Source organism: Streptomyces sp. cmx-4-9, assembly GCF_046548835.1.
Taxonomy (GTDB): domain Bacteria; phylum Actinomycetota; class Actinomycetes; order Streptomycetales; family Streptomycetaceae; genus Streptomyces.
Genome location: NZ_JAEBEE010000005.1, coordinates 573,805 through 586,156, shown reverse-complemented (window position 1 = coordinate 586,156; position 12,352 = coordinate 573,805). Strand labels below are relative to the sequence as shown.

Sequence of the window (12,352 nt, the reverse complement as noted above, 5' to 3'; positions counted from 1 at the left end):
TGCGTGAGCCACTCACGCAAGGGAGAGGGGTTCGTCAGCGGGGGTTCCCACCGGGTGCAGCACCCGTACCGCCTGGCGACTCATCCAGTTCTACCGACGCCCCGCCCCCCTGGCAACGAGCCCCGGTACTAGGCAGCCTCGCAGCACACCACCCGGGACCCCCACCCCCCACCCACCCCGTCCACGCAGGTGAGCACCCATGCAGCCGACCCCCACCAGGGCCCCGCAAACTACTAGCCCGGCTCGTATGTGACCTGGGTCCTATGGGGCGGCTCACCCCCGCCCACCCCGAAACTCACCCACCGTGACCACCCGTACCCCTTTCAAGGGGGTGGTGCAACCGGGACGAAACCCCCAAAACCGAGGTTTTCGGGGCGCGGAGTACCGCAATCACAGGAGCCGCCGCCGCCCTGGGCGTGTGCAGCTCCGCGGCGCAATGCCCTGAGCCGGGCAGGGCCGTGCGCAGCGCTGCCGTGGAAGGCAGCCACTCAGGTCGCCCTCACGCGGCAGCCGTGTTCCCGGCGGCGGGCCGCTGGGGGGCTGCCGTCCGGAGCACCAACGCGGCGATGCAGCGGGAGTGCAGCCCGCGCTGGACCACCCCGGCCCGGGTCCGCCGGTCAGGCGCAGGCGGCGCCGACGACGACGGTGGCGACCCGGCTCCCCTGGTGCGTGCAGGGGTCGGGCATGCCGCCGCCGGCGGCAGCGTCGCCCGTGGGCCGGGTGGCCGCCTGGAGGGCGGCGCTGACGAGGGTGGCCAGCAGGTCGACGTCCGAGCTGATGTCCAGCCGTACGGTCACCCAGTCCGAGCCGGTGGACAGCCGGATGGCCGTGGAGCCGGCGAGGGCCGGCCGAAGTTTCGTGATCATGGCACGGGTGAGGTGTACATCAGCCTCGTGCGTCCCGTGGAAGTGGACGATCTCCTGCGTACCCGCGTGGAGCGCGAGTCCGACGCCACAAGCCGGTCGGCCTTCGCTCAGCGCGGGCCAACTCATCAGCCGTTCACTGGCGTGGCTAGCTGTGTTCATGACCCGAGCCTGCCCGCCTGGAGGCCGCCGCACAAGGCCCGTGGCCCAATACCCTCGACCCGGCACGGGGTGTTGCGGTGCGCTCACGCCAACGCCCGCCCGGAGCAGGGGAAACCGGTCCGTTCTCCGTACGTCCGCGGGGGCAGGGCCTCGCCGACGGGGGTTGCGGCGAGGCCCTGGCCGTGACGATACAGCCCGCCGCCCGGAACGTCCGCAGAGTCCACGAAATGCAAGGTCTGCACCAGCGTCACTGCACCCGGGGCGTACCCCGCCGCCTCGGCGCCGTCAGGCGTTCGCGGGCTAAGGGGGTCGCGGATCATGCTCTCCGCACGGTGTGCCGAGGACACCGCCGAAGCGCTCCGCTGGACGGACAGCGGGACGAGCGCCCCCCCCCCGGATGGGCGCAGAGCGAACGGGCCCGGCCGGGGCCGCTGCTGCCCGATCCGGGGCCTGCCCGCCGGCGGACCGGCTCTGCTGGACGTGTGGCACCGGCTGGCCCACGATGCCTGGCTGGTCGGCGACTTCGCGTCGGCCGCGCCGTGTACGCCCGGCTGTTCCCCGATCCGCAGAGACGGGTCGAGGAGGGCGACGCGGAGGTGGCCTGCCGGGTGGTCCGCTGCATCGGCCAGGCCGGGGACCGGGCGCGGGCCCTGGAGCTGCTCGCACCGCTGCTGCACCGGCTCCGGACCGGCTTCGGCGGCCCGCGTTGGCTCGCCGACGAACTGGCGGACATCCGGGCGGACTTCCGCCAGGCACGGCAGGATCAGTGCCGGCTTCTGAAGGCAGCACCCTGTCCCGGCTGTCCGGCCGCTGACCGGGGCCCGGAGGCCCCGGCGGGCACCGCGGTCCGGGGGCGGGGCCGTCCTGCCGTCTTGTCCGCGGCGGCCCGGCTCGCTAGCCTCGCCCCGCCTGCCCGTGGACCGGGACAGCCCTCAGGGACGGGGAACGCATGCCCTCCGGAATCACCTTGGCCGTGGTCGGCGCCGGGCAGCGCGGGAGCGGGTACGCCCGCTGGGTGCACGCGCACCCGGACCGGGCCGCGATCGTCGCGGTGGCCGAACCGCGCCGGGTCCGGCGCGACCGGCTGGTCGCCGAGCACGCTCTGGAGGCCTCCGCGGCAGTGGCCGACTGGCGGGAGCTGGCGGCTCGCGGGCGGGTCGCGGACGCGGTGCTGATCTGCACTCTGGACCGCGAACACCTGGCCCCGGTCCTGGCGTTCGCGGCGCTCGGCTACCACATCCTGCTGGAGAAGCCGATGGCGCTGACCGAGGACGAGTGCCGGCGGATCGTGGCCGCGGTGGAGGACGCCGGGGTGATCCTCAGCGTCGGCCACGTGCTGCGCTACACCCCGTACACGCAGGTGCTGAAGGCCATTGTCGACTCGGGCCGGATCGGGGAGGTCGTCAGTGTCCAGCACCTGGAGCCGGTCGGCTTCTGGCACCAGGCCCACTCGTTCGTCCGCGGCAACTGGCGCCGGGCGGACGAGGCGACCTCGATGCTGATGGCGAAGTCCTGCCACGACCTGGACTGGCTCCAGTACGTACTGGGCGGGCCGCCCGTGCGGGTGTCGAGCTTCGGCCGGCTGTCACACTTCCGCCCCGGGAACCGGCCCGCCGGGGCCGCCGACCGCTGCCTGGACTGCACGGTCGAGGCCGCATGCCCGTACTCCGCCACCCGCGAGTACGGCGAGCGCCTCGCCCGGGGCCGGCACGGCTGGCCGCTGAGTGTGGTGATCGAGGAGTTCACCCCGCAGGCTCTGGAGACGGCGCTGCGGGAGGGGCCCTACGGCCGCTGCGTCTACGCCTGCGACAACGACGTGGTCGACCACCAGGTGGTCGCGATGGAGTTCGCCTCCGGAGCCACCGCCGCCTTCACCATGACCGCCTTCACCGAGCAGGCGGACCGCCGGACCCGGATCTTCGGCACCCGCGGTGAACTGCGCGGTGACGGCGCACAGGTGCAGGTGTACGACTTCCTGACCCGCTCCGAGGAGCTCATCGGGACCCGCAGGGAGGGGGAGATGACGGCTGCGGGCGGCCACGGCGGCGGGGACGCGGGCCTGATGGACGCGTTCGTCCGGGCGGTCGCCACCGGGGATCCGGGCCTCGTGCGGTCGGGCCCGCAGGAGTCCCTGATCAGCCACTTGACCGTGCTGGCCGCTGAACGGGCCCGGCGGGAGGGCACGGTGGAGACCGTCCGGGTGTGAACGCTGCGCAGATCGATCGCTCAAGACGTACGGTCGAGCGATCGATTCGATCCTTACGCGCCTCTTGAGCGCTCTTTCGAGCGCGTGCTAGAAATCCGGACAGCGGGCGCCCCCTCCCGGCCCCGCGCCCCTCTGGAGGCTCCATGTCCACTCCATGGTCCCGCCGTTCCTTCCTCCACCTCTCCGGCAGCAGCGCCCTGCTGGCCTCCCTCTCCGGCGCCGGCGGACTGGCCGCGACCGGCTCCGCCACCCCCGCCGCGGGCGATCCGTACGACACGCTCCGGGCCGCCTGGCGGACCGCGGTGCTGGGCGACGGGTTCGACCCGGCCGCCGAACCCTTCGCGGGAAAGCTGGCGCTGCTGGGCCGGCAGGCCGGGGAATTCCGCGCGGGCATGGCGGCCGTGGACGGCTCGCTCTGGCCCGACCTGCCCCTGACCGTGTCGAGTTCGGTGACCTTCAGCTACACCCGGCTGGGCACCATGGCCCAGGCGTACGCCCAGCCCGGCACCGGCCTGACCGGCTCGTCCGCGCTGGCCGCCGAGGTGGAGGCCGGCCTCGGCCACCTCCACCGGCAGGTGTACCACCCGGCGAAGACCCCGTTCGGCAACTGGTGGGACTTCCGGATCGGTTCGCCGCAGAGCCTGCTGGACACCTGCACGATCCTCTACGACCGGCTCTCCGCGGCGCAGCTCGCCGACTGCCTCGCGGCCGTCGCCCACTTCGTCCCGGACTCGTCGGTGGCCGCGTACAGCGGTACCAGCACCGGCGCCAACCGGGTCGACCTGTGCCGTTCGCTGGCCCTGCACGGCATCCTGGCGAGGGACCCGGCCCGGATCGCGCTGGCCCGGGACGCCCTCTCCCCGGTCTTCCCGTTCGTGACCAGCGGGGACGGCTTCTACGCCGACGGCTCCTTCGTCCAGCACACCCACCTCTCGTACACGGGCTCCTACGGCGTGGTGCTGCTCAGCGGGCTGGCCGGGCTCCTCTCGCTGCTGAAGGGCTCCGCATGGGAGGTGGGCGACCCGGCGCGGCAGATCGTCCTCGACTCCGTGGAGCGGTCCTTCGCCCCCTTCCTGTTCAACGGGCTGATGATGGACGCCGTCTCCGGCCGCTCCACCAGCCGGGGCAGTGCACGGGCCACCTCCTACGGGCTGCAGGGCGGCGACCACGGCCGGGGCCACGGTGCACTGGCGGCCATCGCCCTGCTCGGGACGGCCGCCAGCGAGGCCGAGAACCGGCGCTGGCGGGCCCTGGTGAAGGGCTGGATGCAGCGGGACTACTACAGCCCTCCGCTGGACGACACCGACCTGGGCGTGGCCGCCCTGGCCCGGCTCGGGGCGGTGCAGGGCGACACCGGTGTCACGGCGCTCGCCGAACCGACCGGGCACCGGCTCTTCCCCTCGATGGACCGGGCCGTGCACCGGCGGCCCGGCTGGGCGGCATCGATCAGCATGGCCTCGAAGCGGATGGGCTTCTACGAGACGGGCAACGGCGAGAACCTCCGCGGCTGGCACGCGGGGGCGGGGATGCTCCAGTGGTGGGGGGCTTCCTTCGGCAACGGGCAGTACACCGACGCGTTCTGGCCCACCGTGGACCCGTACCGGCTGCCCGGGACCACCGTCTCGCGCACCCCGCTCCGGGACGCCGAGGGCGGCGCCTGGGGGCTGCCGAGGCCCGACGTGAGCTGGGTCGGCGGCGCGACGGACGGGGAGTACGCGGCCGTCGGCCAGTTCGTCCGCGGCCTGTCCAGCACGCTGTACGCGAAGAAGTCCTGGTTCTGCCTGGCCGATGCGATCGTGTGCCTGGCGGGAGCGGTCCGCTGTACCGACGGCTCCTCCGTGGAGACCGTGGTCGACAACCGCAACCTCGGCGCGGCAGGCACCCCCGCCCTCACCGTGAACGGAGCCGTCCAGCCCGCCGCTCTCGGCTGGTCGGCCACCCTGAACGGGGCGCGCTGGGCTCAGATCGCCGGCCACGGCGGGTACGTCTTCCCCGGCGGGGCCACGGTCAGGGCCCGGCGGGAGGCGCGGACCGGCTCCTGGCGCGACATCAACACGGAGGGCAGCGCCGATCGGGTCACCCGCCGCTATCTGACGCTCTGGTTCGACCACGGCGTCGACCCGTCGGGCGCCGCCGCCTCCTACGTCCTGATGCCCGGGGCCGGGGCCGGGGCGACCGCCGCGCGGGCCGCCGACGCCGGCTGGCTGACGCTCCTCGCCAACGGCAACGACCAGCAGGGCATCGCGGTTGCCTCGCTGGGGGTCACCGCCGTGAACTTCTGGTTCGCGGGGACCGCGGGCCCCCTGACCGCCGACCGGCCCGCCTGTGTGCTCGTACGGGAGTACGGCGACGGCACGGCCGGCGTCTGCGTCAGCGATCCGATGCGGGCGCAGAGCGGCCTCACCGTCACCTGGAACCGTCCGGTGGCCGCGGTGCTGTCCCGGCCGGCCACGGTCGTGTCCGTCGCCACCGGTCCGGCGCTCGCCCTCACGTTCGGGAACCTCGCCGGGCAGGCGGGGGCCACCCAGCGGATCCTGGTGGCCCTGCGCTGACAGGGCCCGACCGGGACGACCTCGACGGCCGGGAGCCGGGCACCGAGCCGGTGGGCCCGCAGCCCGCCGGCCGTCATGGCGGTTACGCAACGGTGACGATGCGGTCACGCACCGCCACGCGCGGGGTCGCAGGATCGTTGCTCCGGCATGCAGCAGACGCACGTCGTGACGGAAGCACCGGCCGCGCCGAGACCGCTCGGTGCGCTCGGGACGGCCCGGGCGAGGTCCGACTCGCCGATCTACGACCGGTTGGAACTCGAATGGCTGCGCGCGGGCAAGACCGTGCCGCGGCCGGTGAGCCCGGGCGGCTGGCGGCGCATGGACGACGAGGACCGGTTCCGCCGGGCCTGAGCCGGCTTCCCCCGCGCACGACCCCGCGCGCACGGCCCCGCCCGTGGCCGGGCGGGCGGACCCGACACCGTTCCCGTCACCGCATTAGCGTTGCGGGGCCCGGGCGCAGTCCGGGCACAGCCCGCGGTAGGTGACCTCGACGTCGGACACCGTGAAACCGAACCGCTCTTCGGCGGGCAGGCCGGCCAGCGGGTCGCCGGTGGCGTGGACGTCGCGGATCAGCCCGCAGCCGGAGCACACCAGGTGCTGGTGCGGGTGGTGCGCGTTCGGGTCGTACCGCTTGGCGCGGCCGTCGGTGGAGACCTCCGCGACCTCGCCGAGGGACACCAGCTCGCCCAGGGCGTTGTAGACCGTCGCCCGGGAGATCTCCGGGAGCCGCTCGGCCGCGCGGGCGTGCACCTCGTCCGCGGTCAGGTGCACGTGATCCCCGTCGAGGACTTCGGCGACCACCCGCCGTTGGGAGGTCATCCGCCAGCCACGCCCACGCAGTCGCTCCAGCAGGTCACTCATATGCGGCTCACCCAATCAGCTCGGCGCGTACCGGGACATCACCGCCGAACGCCCTTGAGGACGTCCGGTGTCCGAGGGGATATCGGCTTGGTGTGCTTCTTGACTTGGATTGCGTCCATCGTAGGATCGGATCTGTTGCCCGCCAAGGTACGGGAAGACTCCGAAGCGGCAGGAGACCGAAACGTTCCGAGATTCCGCCGGTCCACACCGTCCGTGGACAGCCACCTCCCTGCCGTTGCGAGGCCATCCTTTCCCTGAACCGGCCTGCGACCTGCGCCCCACGCCCGGAACGTTCTCCCCCGCATGCGTTATTGAGCCCCGTGATCCGCTCGGTCCGGAAGGATTCCCATGTCTGAGAACCACGATGCCCTCGTCGTCGACGCGAAGTCGGAGGGCAGCGGTGGCTGTCCCGTCGCGCACGGACGAGCCCCGCACCCCACCCAGGGCGGCGGCAACCGCCAATGGTGGCCGGAACGCCTCAACTTGAAGATCCTCGCGAAGAATCCGGCCGTGGCCAACCCGCTCGGCGCGGAGTTCGACTACGCCGCCGCGTTCGCCTCCCTCGACCTCGCCGCCGTCAAGCAGGACATAGCGGAGGTCCTGACGACCTCGCAGGACTGGTGGCCGGCGGACTTCGGCCACTACGGGCCGTTCATGGTCCGCATGGCCTGGCACAGCGCCGGCACGTACCGGATCAGCGACGGTCGCGGCGGGGCCGGAGCCGGGCAGCAGCGCTTCGCCCCGCTCAACAGCTGGCCGGACAACGCGAACCTGGACAAGGCGCGCCGCCTGCTGTGGCCGGTGAAGAAGAAGTACGGCCAGAGCCTGTCGTGGGCCGACCTCCTGGTCCTCACGGGCAACGTGGCCCTGGAGTCGATGGGCCTGGAGACCTTCGGCTTCGGCGGTGGACGCGCCGACGTCTGGGAGCCCGACGAGGACGTGTACTGGGGCCCCGAGACCACCTGGCTGGACGACGAGCGCTACACCGGCGACCGCGAGCTGGAGAACCCCCTCGGCGCGGTCCAGATGGGCCTCATCTACGTCAACCCGGAGGGCCCGAACGGCACTCCCGACCCGGTCGCCGCGGCCCGCGACATCCGCGAGACCTTCCGCCGGATGGCGATGAACGACGAGGAGACGGTGGCCCTCGTCGCGGGCGGCCACACCTTCGGCAAGACCCACGGCGCCGGGCCGTCGGAGAGCGTCGGCGACGACCCGGAGGCCGCCCCGATCGAGGCGCAGGGCATGGGCTGGCGCAACTCCCACGGGACCGGGAAGGGCGCCGACACGATCACCAGCGGCCTTGAGGGCATCTGGACGAACACCCCGACCAGCTGGGACAACAGCTTCTTCGAGATCCTCTTCGGCTACGAATGGGAGCTGTTCAAGAGCCCTGCGGGCGCCCACCAGTGGCGGCCGAAGGCGGGCGCCGGCGCGGGCACCGTCCCCGACGCGCACGACCCGTCGAAGACCCACGCGCCGACGATGCTCACGACCGACCTCGCGCTGCGGGTCGACCCGGCGTACGAGCAGATCTCGCGGCGCTTCCTCGCCGACCCGGCGGCCTTCGCGGACGCCTTCGCCCGTGCCTGGTTCAAGCTGACCCACCGCGACATGGGCCCGGTGGTGCGCTACCTCGGCCCGGAGGTCCCGGCCGAGACCCAGCTGTGGCAGGACCCGCTGCCCGCCGTGGAGCACGAGCTCGTCGGCCCCGAGGACACCGCCGCCCTCAAGCAGCAGGTGCTCGCCTCGGAGCTGACGGTGTCCCAGCTGGTGTCCGTGGCGTGGGCCTCGGCGGCGTCCTTCCGCGGCAGCGACAAGCGGGGCGGCGCCAACGGAGCGCGGATCCGCCTCCAGCCGCAGAGCGGCTGGGAGGTCAACGAGCCCGACCAGTTGGCGACGGTGCTGCGCACCCTGACGGGCATCCAGGAGTCCTTCAACTCCGCGCAGGCAGGCGGCAAGCGGATCTCGCTCGCCGACCTGATCGTGCTGGCCGGTGCGGCGGCGGTGGAGCAGGCCGCCAAGGACGCCGGGGTCGAGGTCCGGGTCCCCTTCACGCCGGGCCGCGTGGACGCCTCGCAGGAACAGACCGACGTGGAGTCCTTCGCGGCGCTGGAACCTGCGGCGGACGGATTCCGCAACTACCTCGGCAAGGGCAACCGCCTGCCGGCGGAGTACCTGCTGATCGACCGGGCGAACCTGCTGAACCTGAGCGCCCCCGAACTGACCGTCCTGGTGGGCGGGCTGCGCGTGCTGGGGGCCAACCACCAGCAGTCCGCCCACGGCGTCCTCACCCAGAGCCCGGGGACGCTGACGAACGACTTCTTCGTCAACCTGCTCGACCTGGGCACGACGTGGACGCCGACCTCGCAGGACGGGAACACCTTCGAAGGCCGTGACGCCTCCACCGGCGCACTCAAGTGGACCGGGACCCGGGCCGACCTGGTCTTCGGCTCGAACTCCGAGCTGCGCGCGCTCGCGGAGGTCTACGCGAGCGACGACGCGAAGACGAAGTTCGTGACGGACTTCGTCGCCGCGTGGGACAAGGTCATGAACCTGGACCGGTTCGACCTCGTCTGATCCCGCCGTCCGGGCCGGCCCGCACCGGCCGGCCCGGACGCCGCCCCTGCACGCCCTGCGCGCCGGCGGTTCTCGCCGAGGTGGCGGCCGCCGTGCCCGAGGCTCCGCCCCGGTCGTCCCCGGTCAGTCCCCGGTCGCGGAGAAGTGCTGGTAGTCGGGGTTGGGCCAGCGGCCGCCCCAGTGCCAGCCCGCGTCCTCGAAGGCCCGGGCGACGGCGTCGCCGGGCAGGACCATGCCGGCTACGGGGCGTTCGCGCCCGAGGTGGATGCGGCCGGTGGGCGGGCGCACGGTGCCGCGGCGGTCCACGTAGGGGTTCTCCACCGGGTTGAGGTCCACGGCGTCCCCGTGGGCGTGCCGGGAGGTGCGGCCGGGGTCGCCGGTGACCTGGCGGCAGTTGAACGCGGATGTGTTGTCGTCGGCCATCGAGCGCAGGTCGTCGCCGTCGTACGCCGACACGGGCCGCATGCGCCGGATCGGGAAGCCGGCGTCGAAGGCCTTGGTGAAGACCGCCAGGACGGGTCGGACGGCCCGTTCGTTGACGACGATCCCCCCTCGGTGGACTTTGCCGTCGAAGCCCCAGTGGTTCATCCGGACCAGTCGCAGCCGGTCGGGCCCGACCGGGCATCCCGGCCGGTACGAGGCGCCCAGATCGGCGGCCGTCACCCGCTCCACCTGGGCGGCCAGTCCGATTCCGGCGGCCCGGACGCGGGCTGCCGAGGGGGGCGGGGAGGGCGGCGCGGCCGCGTTCGTACAGGCGAGCGTGGTGGTGCACAGCACCACGACCGCGACGCCGGCGGAGGCAGAGCTCACCGGATCACCGTAAGCGGGCCCGCGGCGGCGCGCCTCCCCACGGGCGGTCGTACGGGCGGGTCGTACGGGCGGGCGGGCGGGGGCGGCATACCTGCGGGGATTCCGGCAAGGCGCCCGGGTAGGACGGCGCACATGCCGGAGACCAGCACACCGGAAACGAATCGCCGGAGGAGGAACCGTGCCCCGCGTATCGGTGAAGGGCTCCGAGGTCATCGTGCGGCTTTCCCTGCGGGCACGGGCGGCCTTGCGTCGGCGCGGGTTCCGCGTGCCGGTGGCGGACGTGCGGCAGGTCGCGGTGGAGCCCGGCTGGTGGCGGGTACTGCGCGGGACGCCCGGCCGTGGCGTATGGCGCCCGGGCCGCTGCACCGGCTTCCGGAAGCTGCCGGAGGGCGGCGTGGACTTCGTCGCGGTGCGGGCCGGCCGGCCCGCTCTCGTACTGGATCTGGATCTGGCCGCCGGGGGGCTGCTGCGCCGGATCGCGGTGTCCGTACGCGATCCGGAGGCGGCCGCGCGGATCGTGCGGGCGGCGATGCCGGGCCGGAGTACGGAACGCGGCACCGCGGACGGCGGGGACGGGGCGCCGGGTCGTGGGGTGCGGCCCCCGTCGCAGCCCTGATGGCCGGAGCCGCACCCCGTCGGGCACCTACCCCTGCGGCAGCCGGGCATGCCTGCCCGCGGTGAGACCTGCCGGGCATGGACGGAAGCGGCCCGGGTACACGTGCGGCGGGCGGTCAGCAGGCCGTCCGGGGCGGCGACGGACTGCGGAGCGGGGTCGGGATGAACAGCAGAGCGACGGGCACGGCACGGCGGGGTGGAACCGGCAAGCGGATCGTCCCGGTCATGGCACGCAGCGGACTGGCGACGCGCGGCGTGCTGTACGTGCTCGTGGGCGTGCTGGCGGTACGCATGGCCTTCGGCGAGGGGGGCGGCGAGGAGGCTGACCGGCAGGGCGCCCTGCAGGAACTCGCCGGGAAGCCCTTCGGCGGTGCGCTGGTGTGGGCTATCGGCATCGGTCTGGTGTGCATGGCCCTGTGGCGTCTGACGGAGGCCTGCTTCGGCACGGCGGGCCCCGACGGCGGCAAGGCCACGAAGCGCCTGGCGGCCGGGGCGCGGGCGGTGTTCTACGCGGTGGTCGCCTTCTCCGTACTGTCCTTCGCGGCCGGCGAGGGCGGGCGGCAGTCCGGCGACGAGCAGTCGCGCGATGTGACGGCGCAGGCGCTGGGCTGGCCCGCCGGCCAGTGGCTGGTCGGGGCGGTCGGGGTGGCGATCGCGATCGGCGGTGCGGTGATCGCCGTCCAGGCGGCCCGCCGGAGCTTCCGCAAGCACCTGGACATGAGCGGGGTGTCCCCGCGGGTGCGCAAGGCCGTGGTGTTCCTCGGCGTGTGCGGTGGGCTGGCCCGGGGGGCGGTCTTCGCGGCCGTCGGCGGCTTCATCACCTACGCGGCGGTCAACTACGATCCCGGCCAGGCCCGCGGCGTCGACGACACGCTGCGGACCTTCAGTGGCACGCCGGCCGGGCCGTGGCTGCTGGTCCTGGTCGCCGTGGGCCTCATCCTCTTCGGAGTGTTCTCCTGGGCGATGGCCCGCTGGCGCAAGGTCTGAGCGCCGTACCGGGCCGGGCCGGGCGCCGCGGTCACGCGGTGGTCAGGCCCTCCACCTCCGCCGCGTAGAGCAGGGCCGGGTCCGGGCCCATGCCGGCGAAGTGGCCGGCCAGCTCCAGGGACAGAGCGCCGTGCAGCCGGCTCCAGAAGGCCAGGGCCAGACGCAGGACCCCGGCCGGCGCGTCCGGGTGGTCCGCAGCCCACTCCCGGTGGCCCGCCAGCTGGACTTCGAAGGCCTGCACCGCAGCACTGCCGCCGCCGCCGGGATGCGTTCCCGCGGCGGCGCACGCGTCGAGCAGGACCGACATCATCTCGGAGGCGATCGCCGTGACGTCCTGCGGGGCGTGGTATCCGGGCACCGGGGTCCCGTAGACGAGGAAGTAGCGGTGCGGGTCCGCCAGGGCCCAGCGGCGCAGCGCCTGTGCGAGTCCGGCCAGGTGCGCCGGGCCGGGCCCGGCGGCGCCGACGGCGGCGAAGGCGTCCGCGAGGCTGCGGTAGGCGTCGGTGATCAGCTCCGTTATCAGCTCGTCGCGGTTGGCGAAGTACCGGTACAGCGCCGGCCCGCTCATCCCCATCTGCTTGGCGATCGCGTTGAGCGACAGGGCCGAGGCCCCGGATCCCGCGATCTGCTGCCAGGCCTTCTCCTTCACCTCCTCGCGCACCTGCCGGCGGTACCGCTCCCGCGGGCTCGTTCCAGGGTCTGCTGCCATGTCCTCC

Annotated in this window: 10 protein-coding genes; 6 read left to right on the top strand and 4 right to left on the bottom strand. The window is 73.6% G+C overall.

Annotation, left to right across the window (positions count from 1 at the left end):
• Nucleotides 1–617: 617 nt before the first annotated feature.
• Nucleotides 618–1,025 (bottom strand): luciferase family protein, encoded by a 408-nt coding sequence (locus tag ACLJTM_RS18770; protein WP_411104764.1) that lies wholly within the window; start codon nt 1,023–1,025, stop codon nt 618–620.
• 949 nt (nt 1,026–1,974) lie between these two features.
• Between ACLJTM_RS18770 and ACLJTM_RS18765 the strand changes: the two genes are divergently transcribed.
• From ACLJTM_RS18765 to ACLJTM_RS18755, 3 genes are all read left to right on the top strand, one after another.
• Entirely contained in the window at nt 1,975–3,231 is a 1,257-nt protein-coding gene (locus ACLJTM_RS18765; RefSeq protein ID WP_411104763.1) for a Gfo/Idh/MocA family protein, read from the top strand.
• A 143-nt stretch (nt 3,232–3,374) separates the two neighbouring features.
• A complete protein-coding gene (locus ACLJTM_RS18760) occupies nt 3,375–5,783 on the top strand; it encodes a polysaccharide lyase 8 family protein (protein ID WP_411104762.1) in 2,409 nt (802 codons plus the stop codon).
• A gap of 147 nt (nt 5,784–5,930) precedes the next feature.
• Nucleotides 5,931–6,134: a hypothetical protein gene (locus ACLJTM_RS18755; protein WP_411104761.1), complete on the top strand. Its 204-nt coding sequence runs from the start codon at nt 5,931–5,933 to the stop codon at nt 6,132–6,134.
• Nucleotides 6,135–6,218: 84 nt separating this feature from the next.
• On the opposite strand, the gene ACLJTM_RS18750 is transcribed toward ACLJTM_RS18755, so the two are convergent.
• Nucleotides 6,219–6,644 carry a Fur family transcriptional regulator gene (locus ACLJTM_RS18750; RefSeq protein WP_411104760.1) on the bottom strand — a complete coding sequence of 142 codons (426 nt, stop codon included), beginning with the start codon at nt 6,642–6,644 and terminating at the stop codon, nt 6,219–6,221.
• A gap of 348 nt (nt 6,645–6,992) precedes the next feature.
• On the opposite strand from ACLJTM_RS18750, the gene katG reads away from it, so the two are divergent.
• The gene (katG, locus tag ACLJTM_RS18745; protein WP_411104759.1) at nt 6,993–9,224 is read left to right on the top strand and encodes a catalase/peroxidase HPI; all 2,232 of its coding nucleotides are present in this window, start codon (nt 6,993–6,995) and stop codon (nt 9,222–9,224) included.
• A gap of 123 nt (nt 9,225–9,347) precedes the next feature.
• On the opposite strand, the gene ACLJTM_RS18740 is transcribed toward katG, so the two are convergent.
• Nucleotides 9,348–10,034 (bottom strand): M15 family metallopeptidase, encoded by a 687-nt coding sequence (locus ACLJTM_RS18740; protein WP_411104758.1) that lies wholly within the window; start codon nt 10,032–10,034, stop codon nt 9,348–9,350.
• Between the two features lie 178 nt (nt 10,035–10,212).
• Between ACLJTM_RS18740 and ACLJTM_RS18735 the strand changes: the two genes are divergently transcribed.
• Both ACLJTM_RS18735 and ACLJTM_RS18730 read left to right on the top strand, forming a co-directional pair.
• On the top strand, nt 10,213–10,650 hold the full coding sequence (locus tag ACLJTM_RS18735; RefSeq protein ID WP_411104757.1) for a hypothetical protein: 438 nt from the start codon (nt 10,213–10,215) through the stop codon (nt 10,648–10,650).
• Between the two features lie 161 nt (nt 10,651–10,811).
• Nucleotides 10,812–11,636 (top strand): DUF1206 domain-containing protein, encoded by an 825-nt coding sequence (locus ACLJTM_RS18730; protein WP_411104756.1) that lies wholly within the window; start codon nt 10,812–10,814, stop codon nt 11,634–11,636.
• 31 nt (nt 11,637–11,667) lie between these two features.
• Here ACLJTM_RS18730 and ACLJTM_RS18725 read toward each other — a convergent pair whose 3' ends face one another.
• On the bottom strand, nt 11,668–12,345 hold the full coding sequence (locus tag ACLJTM_RS18725) for a TetR/AcrR family transcriptional regulator (protein ID WP_411104755.1): 678 nt from the start codon (nt 12,343–12,345) through the stop codon (nt 11,668–11,670).
• Nucleotides 12,346–12,352: the final 7 nt, after the last annotated feature.